At 53.6% G+C, this 17,677-nt stretch carries 20 protein-coding genes and 3 pseudogenes; 8 read left to right on the forward strand and 15 right to left on the reverse strand.

The window, feature by feature from the left end; all coding sequences use genetic code 11:
* The first annotated feature begins 162 nt into the window (after positions 1 to 162).
* Together V6N04_RS17510 and V6N04_RS17515 are read left to right on the forward strand one after the other, a co-directional pair.
* The gene (locus tag V6N04_RS17510; protein ID WP_371171488.1) at positions 163 to 669 is read left to right on the forward strand and encodes a hypothetical protein; all 507 of its coding nucleotides are present in this window, start codon (positions 163 to 165) and stop codon (positions 667 to 669) included.
* Positions 623 to 889, forward strand: coding sequence for a polymorphic toxin-type HINT domain-containing protein (locus V6N04_RS17515; protein WP_371171489.1), 267 nt, complete (start codon positions 623 to 625; stop codon positions 887 to 889). Before V6N04_RS17510 ends, V6N04_RS17515 begins: the two co-directional genes overlap by 47 nt.
* A gap of 71 nt (positions 890 to 960) precedes the next feature.
* Here V6N04_RS17515 and V6N04_RS17520 read toward each other — a convergent pair whose 3' ends face one another.
* From V6N04_RS17520 to V6N04_RS17530, 3 genes and pseudogenes are all read right to left on the reverse strand, one after another.
* Positions 961 to 1,707 carry an IS5 family transposase gene (locus V6N04_RS17520; RefSeq protein WP_371171514.1) on the reverse strand — a complete coding sequence of 249 codons (747 nt, stop codon included), beginning with the start codon at positions 1,705 to 1,707 and terminating at the stop codon, positions 961 to 963.
* Positions 1,684 to 1,893: pseudogene (gene tnpA / locus V6N04_RS17525) on the reverse strand (IS200/IS605 family transposase); the annotation flags it as partial. The pseudogene tnpA and the gene V6N04_RS17520, both read right to left, overlap by 24 nt.
* An 82-nt stretch (positions 1,894 to 1,975) precedes the next feature.
* Entirely contained in the window at positions 1,976 to 2,614 is a 639-nt protein-coding gene (locus V6N04_RS17530) for a hypothetical protein (protein ID WP_371171490.1), read from the reverse strand.
* A 312-nt stretch (positions 2,615 to 2,926) separates the two neighbouring features.
* On the opposite strand from V6N04_RS17530, the gene V6N04_RS17535 reads away from it, so the two are divergent.
* Both V6N04_RS17535 and V6N04_RS17540 read left to right on the forward strand, forming a co-directional pair.
* A complete protein-coding gene (locus V6N04_RS17535) occupies positions 2,927 to 3,343 on the forward strand; it encodes an antitoxin Xre-like helix-turn-helix domain-containing protein (RefSeq protein ID WP_371171491.1) in 417 nt (138 codons plus the stop codon).
* Complete coding sequence (locus V6N04_RS17540) at positions 3,340 to 4,044, forward strand: RES family NAD+ phosphorylase (RefSeq protein WP_371171492.1); 705 nt, start codon at positions 3,340 to 3,342, stop codon at positions 4,042 to 4,044. The genes V6N04_RS17535 and V6N04_RS17540 overlap by 4 nt, the downstream gene beginning before the upstream one ends.
* Before the next feature lie 352 nt (positions 4,045 to 4,396).
* Here V6N04_RS17540 and V6N04_RS17545 read toward each other — a convergent pair.
* From V6N04_RS17545 to V6N04_RS17575, 7 genes and pseudogenes are all read right to left on the reverse strand, one after another.
* Positions 4,397 to 5,284, reverse strand: a pseudogene (locus tag V6N04_RS17545) (IS30 family transposase); the annotation flags it as partial.
* A gap of 385 nt (positions 5,285 to 5,669) precedes the next feature.
* The gene (locus tag V6N04_RS17550) at positions 5,670 to 7,160 is read right to left on the reverse strand and encodes a multicopper oxidase family protein (protein WP_371171493.1); all 1,491 of its coding nucleotides are present in this window, start codon (positions 7,158 to 7,160) and stop codon (positions 5,670 to 5,672) included.
* An 18-nt stretch (positions 7,161 to 7,178) separates the two neighbouring features.
* A complete protein-coding gene (locus V6N04_RS17555) occupies positions 7,179 to 8,474 on the reverse strand; it encodes a sulfatase-like hydrolase/transferase (RefSeq protein WP_371171494.1) in 1,296 nt (431 codons plus the stop codon).
* 36 nt (positions 8,475 to 8,510) lie between these two features.
* Complete coding sequence (locus tag V6N04_RS17560) at positions 8,511 to 9,116, reverse strand: DedA family protein (RefSeq protein WP_371171495.1); 606 nt, start codon at positions 9,114 to 9,116, stop codon at positions 8,511 to 8,513.
* Positions 9,113 to 9,466: a hypothetical protein gene (locus V6N04_RS17565; protein WP_371171496.1), complete on the reverse strand. Its 354-nt coding sequence runs from the start codon at positions 9,464 to 9,466 to the stop codon at positions 9,113 to 9,115. The genes V6N04_RS17560 and V6N04_RS17565 overlap by 4 nt, the downstream gene beginning before the upstream one ends.
* Positions 9,467 to 9,496: 30 nt before the next feature.
* Positions 9,497 to 10,021 (reverse strand): RICIN domain-containing protein, encoded by a 525-nt coding sequence (locus tag V6N04_RS17570; protein ID WP_371171497.1) that lies wholly within the window; start codon positions 10,019 to 10,021, stop codon positions 9,497 to 9,499.
* Between the two features lie 153 nt (positions 10,022 to 10,174).
* Positions 10,175 to 10,699: a ricin-type beta-trefoil lectin domain protein gene (locus V6N04_RS17575; RefSeq protein ID WP_371171498.1), complete on the reverse strand. Its 525-nt coding sequence runs from the start codon at positions 10,697 to 10,699 to the stop codon at positions 10,175 to 10,177.
* Positions 10,700 to 10,918: 219 nt separating this feature from the next.
* Between V6N04_RS17575 and V6N04_RS17580 the strand changes: the two genes are divergently transcribed.
* A complete protein-coding gene (locus tag V6N04_RS17580) occupies positions 10,919 to 11,629 on the forward strand; it encodes a response regulator (protein ID WP_371171499.1) in 711 nt (236 codons plus the stop codon).
* Complete coding sequence (locus V6N04_RS17585; protein WP_371171500.1) at positions 11,626 to 12,951, forward strand: ATP-binding protein; 1,326 nt, start codon at positions 11,626 to 11,628, stop codon at positions 12,949 to 12,951. Before V6N04_RS17580 ends, V6N04_RS17585 begins: the two co-directional genes overlap by 4 nt.
* A gap of 100 nt (positions 12,952 to 13,051) precedes the next feature.
* Here the strand turns inward: V6N04_RS17585 and V6N04_RS17590 are convergent, their stop codons facing one another.
* The gene (locus V6N04_RS17590) at positions 13,052 to 13,372 is read right to left on the reverse strand and encodes a hypothetical protein (RefSeq protein ID WP_371171501.1); all 321 of its coding nucleotides are present in this window, start codon (positions 13,370 to 13,372) and stop codon (positions 13,052 to 13,054) included.
* Between the two features lie 16 nt (positions 13,373 to 13,388).
* Here V6N04_RS17590 and V6N04_RS17595 point away from each other — a divergent pair, with 16 nt between their 5' ends.
* Together V6N04_RS17595 and V6N04_RS17600 are read left to right on the forward strand one after the other, a co-directional pair.
* Positions 13,389 to 13,499: a helix-turn-helix domain-containing protein gene (locus V6N04_RS17595; protein ID WP_371171515.1), complete on the forward strand. Its 111-nt coding sequence runs from the start codon at positions 13,389 to 13,391 to the stop codon at positions 13,497 to 13,499.
* Between the two features lie 479 nt (positions 13,500 to 13,978).
* Positions 13,979 to 14,167, forward strand: a pseudogene (locus V6N04_RS17600) (DDE-type integrase/transposase/recombinase); the annotation flags it as partial.
* Between the two features lie 55 nt (positions 14,168 to 14,222).
* On the opposite strand, the gene V6N04_RS17605 reads toward V6N04_RS17600, so the two are convergent.
* From V6N04_RS17605 to V6N04_RS17620, 4 genes are all read right to left on the reverse strand, one after another.
* Positions 14,223 to 14,996 (reverse strand): PP2C family protein-serine/threonine phosphatase, encoded by a 774-nt coding sequence (locus tag V6N04_RS17605; protein WP_371171502.1) that lies wholly within the window; start codon positions 14,994 to 14,996, stop codon positions 14,223 to 14,225.
* Between the two features lie 11 nt (positions 14,997 to 15,007).
* On the reverse strand, positions 15,008 to 15,658 hold the full coding sequence (locus V6N04_RS17610; protein WP_371171503.1) for an FHA domain-containing protein: 651 nt from the start codon (positions 15,656 to 15,658) through the stop codon (positions 15,008 to 15,010).
* A gap of 94 nt (positions 15,659 to 15,752) precedes the next feature.
* Positions 15,753 to 17,174 carry a hypothetical protein gene (locus V6N04_RS17615; protein ID WP_371171504.1) on the reverse strand — a complete coding sequence of 474 codons (1,422 nt, stop codon included), beginning with the start codon at positions 17,172 to 17,174 and terminating at the stop codon, positions 15,753 to 15,755.
* Positions 17,158 to 17,607 carry a hypothetical protein gene (locus V6N04_RS17620; protein ID WP_371171505.1) on the reverse strand — a complete coding sequence of 150 codons (450 nt, stop codon included), beginning with the start codon at positions 17,605 to 17,607 and terminating at the stop codon, positions 17,158 to 17,160. The genes V6N04_RS17615 and V6N04_RS17620 overlap by 17 nt, the downstream gene beginning before the upstream one ends.
* Positions 17,608 to 17,677 lie beyond the last annotated feature (70 nt).

A 17,677-nucleotide genomic window follows, 5' to 3' on the forward strand; every position in this document is an offset into this window, starting at 1 on the left:
CAGACAATCCGGCAACGACGCTTGCATCACGAAAAACAAGCCGCATAATCAATCACACAAACGAGCCAGAGCCTCCAATGCTCAAGCCGCTATGATGTCCAACTTTATATGACGACGGACACAAAGACCGGCTCTGATACCGTTGGCTACGAGTGGCGTTAAATGAGTATTGTACTGCTTTCAGTTTGCTCAGTTCTGGTGGTAGGATGCTATGCATACATCATCAAAAAGCGACGCAACTACGCAAAACGCGTAAAGCTTGGAATGCTAACGTTCACGGAACTAGTGCGAGAAATTATGCGCTTTTATTCGTATGGACTGGAAAAAGAGTATCTTGTCGCAGAAACGATGCGTACAGGTAAATTTTTCCAGTTCCGCCTTTTATCTGACAACGCGGGTGCTCCCTTTTTAATTTCCGACATACCTCATGTGAATGTGCCTTTGGAAGAGATCCACCGCCTCGAAGAGCACCTCGATCATCACAATTGGCAATGGACCAACCACGAAGAAGAGGGAATGCGTTTCTGCCGTATTCGAATAGATCCGAATCGGGAGGCCCTGCACAGGTTTCTGTCAGACATATGTAAATTAATTGGCGTTGAAGATACCGAAGTCTTCAATATTGCGGAAGGAAGCGGCACCTACAGGATTCTGGGAATTATCGCCTAATGGTTTTGTTCTGGGCGTCACCACGGCCCACCCGGTCTTTGTGCAAGGCGCAGGCTGGATTTTCGCCGGAGACCTCACCCCCGGTGACGCGATCCGCGACAAGGATCTGGAACCGCTGACGGTCATCTCGATCACGCAGGATGACACGCCACAACTTGTCTACAACTTCGAGGTGGCGGAGGCTCATAAAGACGTCTGCGTAATGGGGCGCGTTTTGTGATTTTCGGGAATTTTCTCATGTGTTCTGGTCCGCTGAATTTTCAGCGGACACAAATCGTTTGGGGGTTTCGGTTATGGGATTGCGAGGGTTTGCGGGTTGAGGGTGATTTTGTTTGCGGCCTTGAGCAGGTTCTGCCCAATTGCCGCCATCGCCAGTTGGGCGTGGGTTTTGGCGACGCCAAAGTAGCGTGCACGGTGCAAGCCGAAGAGACGTTTCATCGTGCCAAAGCATTGCTCAACCCGGAACCGGCGCTTTGAGATCATTCGGTTGAACTTTTTCTCCGATGCGCGCAGCGGGCGATTACGAGCCGCCTTTCTCATGATCCCGTCGCGATGCTTGCCGCGCAAACTGGCTCGGTTGGCCTTGCTTGCATAGGCTTTGTCCGCCAACACCCGTTGTGCGTTCGCGCCTGCGATCATGGTTTCAAATTGAGGGCTCTCGGCCTGGTTGGCAGGGGTGGTGTGGACCTTGTCCACGAAGCCTTCTTCATCTGTACGGGCGAAGGCTTTGTAGCCCAGTGTGGATTTGGACCCTTTCTTTACCCAACGGGCATCCGGGTCGGCACTGAAATGCAACTGCGGATCATCCGGTGCCTCACCCTCGGCCCGATCTTCAGGCGCTTCGATATGAGTACGGGGCCGGGCCGCGCTTTCCACCAAAGTCGCGTCGATGATCGCGGCTTCGGCCTCCTTCAGCTTCAATCCATGCTCTTCGATCTGACGGCACACTTCGGCCAGAAGATCGTCGTAGACGCCGCCCTTCACCAAAGCGTTGCGGAACCGACAATGGGTCGTCTCATCCGGGACCGACACGAACATGTGGACATGGTCGGCTGACAGCACGCCGCGGATGATATCGACGCCCTTTTCGTGACAAACCTGGCGGCAAATGGCGCGCACACGCAAGCGGATGTCGCCCGTCAGCACCTTGTAGCGATACTTCGTCGACCACACGATGTGATAACGGTGATAGAAAACACAGTGGCTGCCGGTGTCGTATTGCATGATCATACCCTGTAGAAAATGAGCCTTCGACCCGGCTGCGGCTCATTTTCTACAGGGTATGAGCCCCCTTCTTTCCTCAACTCTACTGCCGCTCGGTGTCGAACGTACGTAGAAGCCTTGAGGTATGTAGTGCGACGCCACCACCTTCCATCCATCCCTTGGCAATTTCCTGTAACGTGCTCGTCTTTCCAAAGCCGAAGCTGGCCGTCAGTAAAAGGCGGGGCGAGATCCGATATGGACCGGTATTCGAAGGGTCGACAGCTGCCTGAAACTCTCGAAGCGATTCAAGCACGTGCATGGTAGGATCAGTGCCTGACCACTTTTTGCCTTCGAACGGAGCGTCCGAAATAAAATCGACGATGCCCATCGACTCTCGAAATGCCGCGATGGACCTATCCCGAAAAGCGTTGACCCAACCAATGATGCGCTCCTTGGCCTGCTCAAGTAAGAACTGGGTGAGTTGATCGAGGTCCAGAAGGCGCGCTTTTTGGCATTTCCCTGAATGCTTCAGATTGGCAAGCGCCGTTTCGACCTGGTCTCTGTCATCTCGCTCTGTGATCGGCCGGTTGATTGTGAGCCAGTATTCTTCAACGTCGGGACCTTTTCGAGCGAACTTTTTGATCTCATCCAGTAGGGCAGGGACCTGATCGGTTTGAAACGGCCTCTCATATCCTTTGCATTGGATCGCGACTTCGACGGACTGATCCGCTTCCCGGTACAAAAAACATCGACGCCTTGGCGGTCGAGGAGGCCCAGTCGACGCGATTGCGCGACCCGCTCCGATAGAACACCCATAAGCGCCTCAACCTCATTAGCGAAAGCATCGCCGCTGAGTGCCATGAGTTTGTGCCGGGTTTTGCCAATCGTCATCGAAGTAAGTTCCTGAACCTTCTTCCTAATATTTCAATTGAAGTCACTTTCGGCAACAATCGGTTCGTGGCAGTGTCTCTCATACCCAACGAGCGCATTCTCAATGAATTCTTGACAAACTCAATCATATGATTATCTTTGTCACATCATATGGAGAGCAATCATGTTGAAACCAATCCAGTACGCGCCCGATCAAGGCATCGTGCAACCTGTTGCGGAGACAGACAAGATCGCGGCGATCGTCAAAGCCGTTGTTCGCGCAGCCGACGCCTGGGATTTGTCCAACGCTGAAGCAGCTGCACTCTTCGATGTGCCAAGTGCGACCTGGAGCCGAATGAAGTCTGGCACCTACAAGGGCGTTCTCGACCAAGACAAGGTCACACGCGCGAGTCTGTTAATCGGCCTCTTCAAAGGCCTGCGGCTCCTGTTCAACGGTCCTTTGACCTATGGATGGCCAAAAACTGCAAATTCCGGTCCTGGGTTTAATGGAAAGAGTCCAGTTCAGATCATGTGCGCAGGTGGCATCCCGGCAATGATGAAGGTTCGACAACACATAGATGCACTCCGGGGCGGCGTGTGATCAGAGCTACAGATCTAGAAGAGGTAGAGTTTACGGATCCAACGACAGTTCGTCTGATCTCGACAGCCTACATTGACGAGCCCGCGATGGCCCCCTTGGCGGACGATGAGGACGACCTGGCAATCCTGGAAGAGATTGAGGGCTTCACCTCCGCACGCCGCACGGTCACACTTCCCGTGCCCGGCGGCCTCGATCCAGCTGAGCTCCTGACCGAGGCGGCTGGATACGGATGGACCTATGTGAATGCTGCCTTTTGCTACACCAAGGCGACCGGCAACCGATTCAACGGACCGGAGCGCGGTGCCTGGTACGCAAGCTATGGAGAGAATTCTATTGAAACAGCGCAGGCCGAAGTGGCCTGGCACCTGACGCGCGAACTCGACGCGACGGGCATCTACGAGAACATCACGGCCTACCGTGAACTGCTCGCAGGGTTCACAACGCGACTGCACAATCTCAATGGCGGGGCAGGGGAGGATGCACTGAGTCCCGATACCGCGGTCGCATACCCGATCGGTCAAACCCTTGCGCAGGACGTACTTGGTTCAGGCGGAAACGGGCTACTCTATCCCTCCACCCGACACGAAGGGGGACAATGCCTGGTCGCTCTGCGACCGCACTTGGTCCAGAATGTTCGCCAAGGCGACACCTGGACGTTCGAATGGGCTGGGGAGCCGATCCCTTCAATTTCAAAAGAATAAGTGAAACACTACGATGATTGTTAGCGAGATTGTCGACCAATGAAAGCCGGCGCACCATTTGATGTTATACTTCAGACTTGCTTTCGAACATGACCCCCTTATTGCAGCCCGATCCTGGAGGAAAGGAGCGCGCGCTACACAAAGCAGCTATGCCAGAGAGCCTGCTTGTCCCCATAGCGGCTGAAAGCGTTGATGCAATAAAGGACCATGTTGGTCAAAAGGTAGAACAGCTCTCGGGAACACGGTTTGAAAACGCGTTGCTCGTCTATGCTGAGTGTGGTCCGGCAATCTCAAACTTGAAAATATGGAAGCATCCGAACGCCGATGTCCTGAACTCGAAGCGCCAGCTGTGGGTAAAGCCGAAATACGGTGGATATCGAAGAGCATAGCGCCGCAACCGGTTGTTTGTGTTCTCAACCGTGCCTTTCTGCCAAGGTGCTTGCGGGTCGCAGAACCACGGATCCACACCAAGCCCGGCCTTGAGATGGGCCCAAGCTGTGAACTCTGTGCCACGATCGAACGTAATTGATCTTCGAGCACCAGAGGGCAGGGGGGCCAAACTTCCTATCAGCCCCTCCATCACAGGCTTCGATTGCCGATCCTGGTTCTTGAGAATGACGGTATATCGGCTGACACGTTCGACCAAAGACGTGATGTTTGCCTTGCCGAACTCCTTGCGAAACTGGACCAGATCACATTCCCAGTGACCAAATTGCTGGCGACTTGAAATGACGTCCGGCCGTGCTGCGATTGACAAGTGAACAGGGAACCGAACCCCGTGATGGCGCCGCATTCCACGTCGTCGCCTCAAGCGACGTTGCTCCGGCAGATGCTTGAAGAACTGCTCCGCTCGACCTTCCTTTGAGTAGGCATAGCGATAGATCGTCTCGTGGCTGATACGCGTTGGATGGTGTTCAAACTTCATGCGGCCCGCAATCTGTTCCGGCGACCAGCCAGCCTTTAGCCGATCTTCAACCGTGGCCTTCAGCTGCGGCGTTCTGACAAGCTTTCTGTGAATGGCACGACGGCGTTCGTAAGAACCTTGGGCCGCCAAAGCATAATAGCCATTCAGCTCAGGAAGTTCAGTATCTCGATGCGCGTTGCGCCGGATCTCTCGATAAAGTGTGGAGCGGTCACGACCCAAATATTCTGCGATCTCTCGTACCGGAATCTTGGCTTCCAGAGACTTCGCCAATATTTTGCGTTCTTCCAGGTTCAAGTGGGGGTAACAACGGCCCATCAGACAACTCCATGTAACATCCTGTTTTAATACAGAAGTTGCACTTCATTTGTGAATCCACCGTGGCGAAAATTGTGTTGCAACCAAGTAGAAATGTCGCTGGTTGTGCAAAGTAGAAATGTCACCCCAAGCACTAACGGAAGCAAGGCTTGGCAGCCCGTAGACCCCACACATCGAAGGGCTGAAAAGCCTTGCGGGAGATAGGGCACGACGTTCCCAACCAAAATCGTCAGATGACCGCTTCGAGCCCAGACCCACCAATGCTGCAATACGCACGAAGAACCGCAACAGCTCGAAAGCGGAGGTTCATCGTTATGCATTGGATGGGATAAGTCTCAAGAAACCCATCAAGCTACGTTCAATGCGAGGGTAATTCGGCTTGAGCCTAAGCAACCACCTCCACGATCTGCATCATGCCGTTATCCTCATGTGGTAAGACGTGGCAGTGGATGACGAATTTTCCGGTAAAGGTCTCGAACCGGGTTTTGAACCCAACCGATCCTCCCAAGGGCACGCCGATTGTGTCCTGCCAACGGCGCAAGGGGCTGTCCGCGGGCAGTTCATCGCCATTGATATGAGTGATGAGAAACGGATTTACGTGAATATGATAGACATGCAGAACTTGGGTTCTGTTGCTGACGGTCCATTGCTCTGCTGTGCCAAGCTGCATGGTTTGTTTTAGCTCTCCGTTGAACGCCTCAAGGTCGATGGTTTGTTGCCGGGTAAAGGCGATTTCGCGGGGACTGAGGGGGGTGTCATCAAACGGAACAAGCCCGGAACCGGGAAGAGTTGGGTCGTCGGACCAAGTGCTGATAAGCGGTTCGCCAGCGACTTCAACGTTTATGTCGATCAGCCGGGCTATGTCGTTGTTCTGGAACATGCCAGTTAAGGAGGCGAATAACCCTTCAGAGGCTTCTTGCGGTTCGGCAGGCGCCCGCACGATCACATCCATACGATTGCCAGATGCGAGAGCAGCAGGGTTAAGCCAAGGTTCGTCAAGATTTTCTAGGTCCACGGGGTAGCGGCGTTCCAATGTCAGCCCATCAAATGCAATCAGGTGCATTTCAAGGTTTTCCAGATTGGGTCGCAGAAAGGCAAAATCCGTACCCCGCCCGGTGCCGTTGATCACGCGCCAGCGCTGCACTTCACCCGGCCGCATCTGGATCGTCGGATCAAGCTCACCGCCGCCATCGGGATCGGTCACAAGGACACCCTGGTTGGTGATGAAGAGTATCTTTTCGACGGCTTCTTCAATGTAGGCCGGCATCGTGCCTGGCAGGTCGTCGATGATCAAGGGCCCTGCCAATCCGTCGCTCACTTGAGTGCCTGTAGAGCCGTGTTTGTGGGCGTGATACCAGAACGTTCCCGAGGCGTGATTGTCAGGCAGTTCGAACCGGAACGTGTTCTTCCCATAGCGGAACGATGTCTTCACTTCGACCCCACAAACTTCTTCACAGGCCACAATCTGACCTTCAGGAACGACGCTTACAAAGACGTTGTCAGCATCGAATTCTCCGGATGAATCCGTCGTTGGGGAGACATGCAAACCATGGGTGTGGAGGTTGGTCGTGTTAAGCCCATGGGGCTGGTTCGGATTGGCCGTGCAATCGTCGTGGAGGGGTGGAAGGTTGTTCACCAGCTCCACGTCGATGGTTTCCCCCGGCAGCGCCCGGATGGTCGGGCCCAGAGATTTGCCATTGTAGGACTGACGTCCATCCACCTCATCGACAACAAGGCGGTGGGACGTGGCGCTCTGGGCCTGCGCTGCGCTGAATTGAAGCGCCGTCATGCCGCTGGCTAACGGGACCAATACCGCTGCTGTGCCGAGCAAAACATTCCGCCGCGTCAATTTCTCTGATCCTGTTCTTGTGGACATGTCAGACCTCCCTCTGCATTAGTTACCGTTTGCCAAGATGGCTTCCCGAGCCGCTTGCAGCGACTCAGCGATTTGTTGGAACTCTGTGGCGCCGCCGTTAGCCAATAGGTTCTCTTGCTCGGTGGGATCGGCGGACAGATCGTATAGCTCCATGTCTTGTGCCTCGGGTGCCACCAATCGGTATTGACCTTCGCGGATGGCCCAACCGTATACACCTCCACCTTTAGTCTCGCGATTGGTGAAATGCTCAATGTAGGCGACTTCGCGGGTGCCGGCTTCGCCCGACAGAACCGGAGCCAAATCAAATGAGTCAGGGGTCGATACCTCTGCGCCTGCGAGGCCCGCGATGGTTGCGTGCAGGTCCGTCGTGTTCACAAAAGCATCTGTGCGTCCTGCGGGAATACCAGGTCCAGTGACCACCATAGGCACGTGGGTGCCGCTGTCGTAGATCGTGGCCTTTGCTTGGTGGGTTCCAAAAAGGTCTCCGATCACCTGGTTCGGCGTTCCGTTATCCCCGATGAAGATTACCACTGTGTTCTGGCGTTCTTCTTCACTCATTGAACCAATCAAGCGCCCGATTTCGGTATCGAGGGCTTCGAGCATTGCCTGATAATAGGGCAAGGGGTTTTCATTCACGGCCGTCTCATCATCGGGCAGGTTGTCGAAACTGTGAAGATCGGCAGGCGGCAAGTGGAATGGAGAATGCGGGGCGTTGTAGGCCAGCCAAAGGAACCATGGCGTGTCCTGTTCATCGATCCAGTCAATTGCGCGGTCAGTTAAGACAGTCGTTGCATAACCGTCAATCTCCACCTCCTTCTCATTTTCGATTGCGGTCCAGTTCCAATAGTCCTGCACGCCACCCCGATAGAGGCCGAAATAATCGGAAACGCCCATCTGCGCCGGTTGATCATATCCCATGTCGACGCCAGAGATGTGCCATTTACCTATCACGTTGGAGGCGTATCCCGCTGGTGACATTGCGTCGAACAAGGTTGGCGTGTCTGCGGATAGCGCATCGCTTCCATCCGCAGCGACCGGGGCGCCTACACCCGTCCGGAAGCCATAAAGACCTGACATAATCGTTGCGCGTGTCGGCGAACAGGTTGGCGCGGCATAGGTGTTTTCAAATACCAGTCCGTTCGCGCACATGGCCTCGACGTTGGGCATGGGAGCTTGCTGGTCACCGAGCGAATAACAATTCGACGCGTCGATCCCCATGTCATCGGCGATCAGAAGAAGGATATTGGGTCTGGCCTCTGCTGACATCGGCAGCAAAAGAGTGGAGAAGGCGAACAAAGCGGTTTTCTTAAGCATTAACTTTCCTTTCGTTAGAGACAAGATCGCAGACGCCTAAGCAGGCGCATCGCGCATTTTCTTCCATCGGCTCCTGAGGATCAGGAGTGCTCCGATTGCAGTAGCGACTGCCAAAACCACGCCAAAGAAGTTACTGAGAAGCGTGGCAACTTGTTCAAGCTGAGTGGCAAAGACATAGCCCAGACCAACATAGGCCAGTGTCCAGATAAGCGCCCCCATAACGGCAACACCTGTGAAGCTGCGCCACGGAAGTCCGCCAGCGCCGCTGAGATAGCTGATATAGGGGCACGTTGGGCTGATGATCGTATGGCTCATGAGTACGGAGAGCGCTCCGTGTTTTTGAAGCAGCGCTTCACTTCGGTTCAGGATCGGGGCGAAGCGGTCTGACTGAGAAAGGCGAGCAATCAGTTTTCGACCGAACCGGCTGGCCAATGCGAATGCAAGTTGGTCGCCAAGAATGAACGCTACGAAGGTGGTCATAACGACAAGCACAAATGAGAAGTCGCCCGCCGCCGCGAAACTGCCTGCCGTCAGAACCAACATCGACGCTGGGAGAGGCACAGCGAGACAAGCCAGAAAAACAACGCCGAACACCAGAAACAAGCCATAGTCCGGGATAAGGGCAAGCACCGTATCGATCATTGTTGACCTGCCCGAAGGGTATCTATGGCAGCGCGGACCTGCTCTGTCAGTTCCTCCATGGAAAGCCCGCTTGCCTCAGCGACGCGGCCAAGCCGAATGCCCTTGTCTGCTTCAATATCCAGACCCAAGACCTCAAAAACAAAGGGGCGCGGCACGTCGTAAGTCAGAACGATATAGCGCGGGGTCATCCATGGCTTGAGATCGACATCGACGTGACGAGGATCATTGAAATAGAGGAAATCCATGATGAAATGGATGCCGAACCACAGGGCCACGGCCAATGAGATGACAAGAACCGAAATCAGCATCCAGTTTTGTCGGGCAAACTCCGAAATTTGCGAACGAGTCATGAAAAGAACCTGTCGGATTGGGTCGTAAGACTACTCATTTACGACCACCCAGGAGCGATAGATCGGCTCGACGTCTTCGCAAGGGAGCAACATGAGGTCACGGGACATGAATGGCCCCGCTGATCGGCTTTCCGTGCCAACAGCAATGCAACTTGTCATATCGGAAACGGGAGAAATGGCCTGTGTTTCTGGGGTGAACTTGAACTGCTGTGCCGGGTTTTCTGTTTCGCAGGTAGCCATCCCCAAGGGGACGGTTTGGTCTGATTGTACCTGCATACAGTAATCTGGGAATGCAACTGATCGGATTACCCCTTGTTCACCAACCAATGCGAATTGCACATCACCACCTTGCGGTTTGCAGGAATGCGCATGCAGCTGGCCAGAAAAACCACGTCCAACTGTGTCAATACACCAACCGAGGCTTGCCGCTTCATCCAGATTGTCGGCAAGGTAGATCACGGGTGCTGGTGTACGGACGTTTGGCGCGTCGGCAAGGGAACCCGAACCGAGTAAACCGATAAAAATTGCAATAGACCACACGACAGCTCGTTTCATTTGAAACCTCCTGCAAGACGAATTTGTTCTGCCTCAACCTGGCGTTCGCTCAGACACTTGCCCCAAAGGGTCTTTGAACTCGCAACCACGCAGAATGACGCAACCGACATCAGAACAAGAAAACCAATTGGCAGGGCATTGTCACGCATTAGATCAATCGTCCTCGGTTCGGAAACGCCAAATTTGATAGGGTACGCGGGTCTCTGAGCATTCCTCCAATGTCAGCGACTTGATCTGATGCCGAGAAGTGCCGCCACGACCTAAGCGGGTGTCTTCTCCAGCCGTCAGGCATTGATCTGCGGCCGAAAGAGGACGGAGCGTTCCATCCTTTGAGTATGTGATCTGCTGCGCTTCATTGTTTGGATCACATGCAGTGAGTCCGATCTCATTCCCCATAACCGTCGCACAAACGCCAAATCTGGTCATGTAGAGGAGGTTGTCGGCAAATCGATCGGTTTCGAAAATCTGATCTACTTCAAGCGCACCCCGGTAACTGTAGCATGTGTGAGCCTGCAGACCGCGTGTCGGGTCTGCATTTGCACCCAGCCCGCCGGAAATATCGAGGCAATAACTGTTTAGATCACCATCGAGTTCGTCGACCAAAGTGATTTCGACCTCATCTGCGAAAGCCGTCGATGCAAGCATGAAAATTGCGCTCGCTTTTGCAATCCATTTCATTTTTCACCCCCACGGCGCGCTAGTTCTTGCCCCATAGTTGGAGGGTTTTCCTTCAAACCCAAAGCGCAACATTGTCGCAAATTGTATCAGGTTCGGGATATCGAGACGGTTTGCGACAAAGAATTTCGCGCATGTCGTCCTCAGTTTGATAGGTTTAAACTGCTTGCTTCCCAGAGTAGCCTAAGCCTGAAACAACACCAGAAACTATACTCGCCCAACATGTCCGGTCCATCCCATCATATTCTCATCGTTGATGACGCCCGCGACATTCGCGAACCGCTGGGGCAATATCTGCGGAAACATGGGCTTCGGACGACACTGGCAGCCGATTCAAAAGAGGCCAGACAAGCGCTTTCTGAAGCCGGAATTGATTTGGTCATATTGGACATTATGATGCCCGGAGAAGACGGGCTTAGTCTTTGCCGATGGATGGTCGATAATACCGCCATCCCCGTGATATTACTCACCGCAATGGCGACTGGCACAGACCGCATCGTCGGGTTGGAACTTGGCGCGGATGACTATGTCGTCAAACCATTCAATCCACGGGAACTTCTGGCAAGGATCAAAGCCGTGTTGCGGCGGGTCCCCGAGCGGCAACAACAATCTTCCAGTCACCGCTTTGCAGGGTGGCTACATGACGGAACACGCAAAAGCCTACGCCATGATGACGGGCGCGAGATGTCTTTGACCACCAGCGAAAACCGGCTGTTGACGGTCTTGTTGCAGAACCCGAACAAAGTCCTGAGCCGGGCGGCCTTGTTGGATCACGTAGCAGGTCGCGAAGAGAGAGCCTTTGACAGAACGATAGACAATCAAGTCGGGCGGCTGCGCAAGAAAATTGAGGATGATCCCAGTGTTCCCAGCCTCCTGATTACCGAATGGGGTGGCGGGTACAAACTGGCTGTTGAAACAGTGGTGCCGGTTTGAACCGCCTGCCACTTGCATCCCAACTGATGGTTCTATTGAGCGTCGCGTTGAGCTTTGCCTTTATTGGTGCCTTGGTTGTCACGGTTTTCGTCCAGCGACTAAACGACCGCAATGCCCGAGAAGCTTTGGTCGCAAACCGCATGGCTGAATTGGTTCTGACACTTGAATCGCTCGCGCCTGAGCAACAGGATAGATTTGTTCGCGATGCATCAAATAGGGTCACCACAATTGAGATTGCAACTGAGCCAGCGGTCCTGAAAACGCCTACGGATGACAGGTCGCGCTTGTTAGCTAATCGCATCGCTGAAACCACAGGGCGCAGCGATATCCGGGCTTCAGTTCTTTCGATGGCTGCTCCAGATGTCACCGAGGATACCCGCAACGCAGGATTAAACCGAGGTGTGATCTTGGTTTCATTGGCGTTGGATCAGGACCGTTGGCTAAACTTCTCCGCCTCGGAACCCAGAACGTGGCACACAAGAGCGCAACGTCGATATTTGCTGACGGTCTTTGCTTGTTCGCTTCTGATTGTTTTGGGGGCCGTCTGGCTTTTTCTGCGCAGGGTCATGCGACCCATAGATGAACTGGCCCATGCTGCGAAGTCTTCTGCAAGAGGAGACAGGTCAGCGCGGGTTTCAGAAGAGGGACCGCTAGAAATCCGGCAGGCAGCTAAAGCCTTCAATACCATGCAAGAGGAAATCTGCGAGTTTGATGCCGAACGCATGCGCATGATGGCGGCTGTCGGGCATGACCTGCGAACGCCGCTCACGAGCCTACGTATTCGGGCGGAGATGGTGGACGACGACCTCCGCGAACCGATGATTGCAACGCTCAATGAGGTTACAGCCATGGCCGATGGTTTGATTTCTTACGCACGGACAGGACAATCTGAGCCAATGACAGAAGAGGTGTCCCTGCATGTGCTACTGCAAGCCCTCTGCGAAGAATTTAATGTATCCTTTCGCGCATCGGTCAAACCGGTAATTCACGGGGGGTCAGTTAGCCTCAGCAGAGCTTTCCGCAATCTGATTGAAAACGCTGAAGCCTATGGCGAGAGTACGATGGTTCTGTTGAGTGCTGAAGCCGAGCAAGCAGTTGTCACGATTGAAGACAATGGGCCGGGCATCGAGCCCCTATTGCTTGCCAAGATTTTCGATCCTTTTGTGCGCGGTGATGCCAGCCGCAATATGGACAAAGGCGGTGTGGGATTAGGCCTCTCGATTGCGAAAGAGATTGTCATCGCACATGGAGGCGATTTGACCCTCTCCAACAAGCCGGAAGGTGGTCTTGTTGCGCGTGTGGAGCTCCCAATGAAATTTTGAGCTGGCAGAAAAATTTCAGATTCTGGATGGCCGCAATGCGTCAACAAGCTGCCATAGCACTCTGAGTCTACAACGGCAGCAAAGTCCGCTCTGCCGTCATTCATTGATCTTGCGCTTCTGCGCGCTTTTTGGCCCTTTTGGCAAGCTTTGAGTTCCATCCATCGTTGCGGCGTCCGGTTGGTTCATAGCGCGACCGTTGTTTGCCTGCGCGGCGTTTTTTGGGTGCCGCTTGTTCCTGCTCAGCCTTGATATGTTCCAGCACGGCGCTGAGATGCTTGTTCTCGGTGATGGCGGCATGCGTGACGCGCTGATCTTTGTCGAAGACGGAGTAGGGGAGTGAAACGCCCTGCCATCGGACCTCGAGGCGACCATCTGGGAAAGCGAAGGTATCGACATATTTGCCGGGCAGTCCGCGCGTCATGTCATTCTCAGCCAGGATGATCCGCTTGGGGGCGACCGAGATTGCAAGGCAGTTGGGGATAGCCAGGACGTCGGTGTATCGGGTGTTGGGGGCCGCTGATCGTAGCGAAGCTGAGCCCAAGCTTTAGTGCTTATCCGTTGCAGCCAGAATACGAGTATAGCGAACTCGCCAATTCATGGGTTGGTTGGTTCAATAAAATATCACGCCACTCATTGCGTCCAATTTGTGAACAAAGTGTTTTTCCATTCTCGGTTGACACTCTGTCACCGATGGGGCACCCGTTAAACGGGATTTGTAAAGAAATTTTTAAGAGGTGATATGTCACAGGCTCGTAAAACCCTATAGTTTGGTACAGCAATATTCTCAAGTACAGCGCAGTGACGAGGGGTTTCGGTAATGAATGATGGCCCAATTGAAACTCAGCAAGTTAGTGTACTTGTCCGCACCTTGCTCTTTGTGGCTCCAACAGCGAACTACGTGTTCCACTCCTTGGGAGGCGTACTAGGGTCTGTTAACACTATTGCATAGCGCCGTTTTGTGTTAGAGCGCCGTCCTTGAAATCCGCATCGTGGGAATCCCACCGATTCAGATTTCAAGGACGGCGCTCTAAACAACATCGTCGAGCAGGATCGTCGTTTTATCAAGCGGATGACACGGCCGATGCTGGGCTTTAAAGCCTTTCACTCTGCCGCCGCAATACTGGCCGGAATTGAAACCTCACACATGATCCGCAAAGGACAAATCACCACCCAAGGCACAAACGGTTTCCAGCAATTCGCTGCCCTCGCAGGATAAGTGCGCCCGGGAGAAAGGTGATTGCTGCCCATGGGAAAATTTGCGACACAACCCGTTAGACACCCAGACGAAGAACCGCGACGCTGGTGTTGTCCTGATTGGGCGCGCAAGCGGCGATTACATCCTGCACAAGCGCTCGCGCAAACTGTGCGCTGGACACAGTTGCATGTTCGGTCGACAATGCGACGATGCGATCATCCGAACATGTCAGCAAACCGTCACTGGCAACTACGAAAGCAGCGGTTGAGTCTGCCTCAATCTCGTAGCTGTTCAGGTCGATTTTCGGTATCGGCCGCCCGATCATCGCCGAAGTCAGTTGCGAACGGCGCGGATCCACTGCCGCAGCGTGGGCATCCATCTCGCCCACAGCGACTTTGCGGCTGAGGATTTCTGCGTAGGAGTGATCCTCGTTCAGACGCTCGAGCGCCCCATTTTCGAACTTTAGCAAAAGCGAATCGCCAACCGAGATCCAGTAAAGCCGATCTTCCTGCAGCAAAGCTGCAATCAGAGTTGTGCCCATCCCGCGGGTGTCCGGGTACTTCTCTTGGTACCGCGACAGTTTGGTGTTTGCCTGCTCAACCGAATGTCTCAGCAACACACGAATATCGGCATCGCTGAGTTCTTGGTCCAGAATATGCGTTTTGAAGTAGGTCAGCATGTGCTTGACCACCAGCGCACTCGCAATTTCCCCTGCCTTGTGCCCGCCCATACCATCAGCGAGCACTATAAAAGCAGAGGTTGCGCTGTTGTTGACCGAAAAGGCAACGCAGTCTTCTTGATGATCGCGGTCCCCCATGATCATCTCGGCGCTGACATCAAGTGTTTGCATATCTGTCTTCGTTACTCTTCGTTGTCGTCGTCTTCGACATCTTCATCTGACAGCCAGTTAAACTCGTCATTACAAAGTGGAATAAACATAAGTTCAGTCTGACCAAGCTTGATCCGATCCCTGTCCGAGATTTCTTCGGTGCTGAGCAAAGGCTTGCCATTCAAGCGCGCAAGGTTGGCTTTGCCGCCGTGCCCGACATAGAACGCTTCATCCTCAACGTCATAAGCGATGTGAACATGCCCATCGCGCGAGATCGTATTGTCCCCGAAATCAAGGCAAACCGCCTGATCCATTCCACGACCTATAGCATTCACGCCGTTGCTCAGAGAAAAACTTGTCCCGCGGCCCGGGCCATCAACGATGACAAGCCAGCCCGTCGGGAAATTTACCCCATCCTTGCGTGGGCCGGATGCTACGGGGCGCGCATCATCTTCCTCGATATCATCAATATCATCTAGGCCCTCGAAGCCCAGAAACGTCGTTTTAACACGACCATCACCGCTTTCTTCCACAACGGGCTGCTGTTCCGCAGTTTCACGGAAAAGTGTTGACACATTTGTTTCGCCCGAAACCGTGTCTTCTACTTGCTCTTTCTGTTTGTCTTTCGACGAGAAAGCACGGTTCAGCGACAAGAACGCTCTGACCATTTGAATTCCTTTCAACCTACTACCCCTATGCCGGTTAACGTGAATTTGCGTGAACTTTGGGGCACAAATAAGCTTCTTTCTGGGCTACTCTGAGTAATTTCGGAAACAATTATGCGCGCACCGGCTCTTGCCACGCTTTGCCAGCACCAGGCGGAAGCGCTCGGGTGGTCAAGCCACGCGCAGTGGAAATGGAGCTGGCGAGTTGGTATATAATGCTCCCAAAAGCCATATCTGCGTCTTCGTCGGAGGCCATCTCCATTTCTTTGATGATCTCGAGGGTTGCATCACAATCTGCGGCCATTTCCCGAGAAACAACTTTCTGTTTCAGATCATAAGCCAATGACACCAACAGCGCTTTGACGTCGGCGCGCGCCAAACCATCGCCTTTTGCATGGGCGTCTTTAAGCCCTTCTAGCCAGATATCGGCAATACTTTTTTCTGCCTCCTCAGCCGCTGCAGGTTCAGCCGCTTTAGCTCTGGGCTCTGCAGTCTTTGGCGCATCCAGGTTTTTAGGTGGTTCGGGCAAAGGAACGGCGGGCGAATCTTTCTTCTCAGGTCTCTGATCGGTAACAGCCACAGGCACGGTTTCACGGCTGATACGCGCAGCGCGCGCTAGGATTGCATTATCTTCTTCCTCAATCGCCCTCGCACGTGCCTTTTCAGCTTTCTCGGTGGCCACATCCCAAAAATAATCACTGGTGTGCCGCGCAAGAAGCTGATCCAACTGAGGAGCAATTTTCGTCGTTGCCTCCTCAACCCGCTCTGAAACCATGGCGTTCAACGCTTCAAAAACATATTTCGCTTGCGCGTCCGCCCATCTGAGAAGATCGCTTGTTTCAAGCGCTATTTCGCTGCTTGTCAGGTTTACAACCCGTTTTGCGACAAGGGCGATCTTGTCATTTGTTCCCTTAAGGCTCGCAAACTCGGTGTCGGCATCGCTTACCAGCACCACCACAGCGTTCTTTCGGATTGCGCCCGGCACGGCCTTCCAAACGCGCGATTTTGATAGGGTTAACCAATCGTCTGGTGAACAAACGAAAACCAAAATGTCGCATAGGCGCGATAGCGTGAATTTCACCAACTGAGGTGCAGCCTTGTCGGTGCCCGACATGTCCATCACTGACATCTGCGCAGGCAAACCAAATTTTCCCTTGATGTTAATAAGGTCGGCCATTTTCTTTTGCGCGACCTGCGGGCTTTGATCAAAAGGTTCCTGATCGGATCGATCCCACCAGCGGAGCAGAGCAAGTTCTTCTTCATGTTCAGTCAAGAGGATTGGCCGAAAATCATCGCCCTGAAGATCAGCCAACTGATCTTCATCACCCGAAACCAGAGCAGAGAAGCGTCGTACAAGTGACGTATCCGGGCCGGTGAAAACAACAGTCTGTGGACGGGCTAGCTTTTGCTCCAGATCCTTGATCTGTTTGTGAACATCAGGTGTATCGCATCCCGCGCCTGCCGATGTTGTCAGCCAGCTTTCAAAAAGCCGCAGCGCAGTTTGATAGTCCAGATGGTTACGCTTCTCGAGCATCGCACAATCCCCCATTCTTATCGCTGTCGTCTAGCTGAGCGGGTTTTGGGTTCGGCGCGTTGCGGATTTCATTGACGCCAACGCCTTTCAGCTTCACCAATGCGGACATCGGTATGACATACTGCGTGATTGCAATCTCTCCGCCAAGCGAAACGAAATCTTCAAGCGCCCAGTAAAGAGTAAGCGGGTTGCCAAGCGGCGAATCCGCATCATTCTCGATCTTCATAAGCTGACCGCGCGCCGCGAACATAAGAATTGTGTCGCCGCAGCTGCTCGACAAAGTAGTTGCGCGCGGCAGATAGGTCGCGTCGATAATCTCGAACAATGCTTCAAGTTGATCTTCCGGTGCCATATCCGAGATCACCTCAACCTCCGGTAAAGGATCGAGCCCGGACTGCACAAATGCGCTGATCACCTCCTGACTAACCAGCATCCTGTTCTCCTTTTCAAGTTGCGCACCGACTATGCATCAAACGAGGCAGAACTGCGAGCGCACACTTCAG

Source organism: Aliiroseovarius conchicola (assembly GCF_041403445.1).
Taxonomy (GTDB): Bacteria; Pseudomonadota; Alphaproteobacteria; order Rhodobacterales; family Rhodobacteraceae; genus Aliiroseovarius; species Aliiroseovarius conchicola.

Bases quoted from the DNA above. Each gene is read 5' to 3' on its own strand.
- V6N04_RS17510 (WP_371171488.1), top strand. From the start codon at position 163: ATGAGTATTGTACTGCTTTCAGTTTGCTCAGTTCTGGTGGTAGGATGC.
- V6N04_RS17520 (WP_371171514.1), bottom strand. From the start codon at position 1,707: ATGTTCGTGTCGGTCCCGGATGAGACGACCCATTGTCGGTTCCGCAAC.
- V6N04_RS17535 (WP_371171491.1), top strand. From the start codon at position 2,927: ATGTTGAAACCAATCCAGTACGCGCCCGATCAAGGCATCGTGCAACCT.
- V6N04_RS17550 (WP_371171493.1), bottom strand. From the start codon at position 7,160: ATGTCCACAAGAACAGGATCAGAGAAATTGACGCGGCGGAATGTTTTG.
- V6N04_RS17555 (WP_371171494.1), bottom strand. From the start codon at position 8,474: ATGCTTAAGAAAACCGCTTTGTTCGCCTTCTCCACTCTTTTGCTGCCG.
- V6N04_RS17560 (WP_371171495.1), bottom strand. From the start codon at position 9,116: ATGATCGATACGGTGCTTGCCCTTATCCCGGACTATGGCTTGTTTCTG.
- V6N04_RS17565 (WP_371171496.1), bottom strand. From the start codon at position 9,466: ATGACTCGTTCGCAAATTTCGGAGTTTGCCCGACAAAACTGGATGCTG.
- V6N04_RS17570 (WP_371171497.1), bottom strand. From the start codon at position 10,021: ATGAAACGAGCTGTCGTGTGGTCTATTGCAATTTTTATCGGTTTACTC.
- V6N04_RS17575 (WP_371171498.1), bottom strand. From the start codon at position 10,699: ATGAAATGGATTGCAAAAGCGAGCGCAATTTTCATGCTTGCATCGACG.
- V6N04_RS17580 (WP_371171499.1), top strand. From the start codon at position 10,919: ATGTCCGGTCCATCCCATCATATTCTCATCGTTGATGACGCCCGCGAC.
- V6N04_RS17590 (WP_371171501.1), bottom strand. From the start codon at position 13,372: ATGACGCGCGGACTGCCCGGCAAATATGTCGATACCTTCGCTTTCCCA.
- V6N04_RS17595 (WP_371171515.1), top strand. From the start codon at position 13,389: ATGATCCGCTTGGGGGCGACCGAGATTGCAAGGCAGTTGGGGATAGCC.
- V6N04_RS17605 (WP_371171502.1), bottom strand. From the start codon at position 14,996: ATGCAAACACTTGATGTCAGCGCCGAGATGATCATGGGGGACCGCGAT.
- V6N04_RS17615 (WP_371171504.1), bottom strand. From the start codon at position 17,174: ATGCTCGAGAAGCGTAACCATCTGGACTATCAAACTGCGCTGCGGCTT.
- V6N04_RS17620 (WP_371171505.1), bottom strand. From the start codon at position 17,607: ATGCTGGTTAGTCAGGAGGTGATCAGCGCATTTGTGCAGTCCGGGCTC.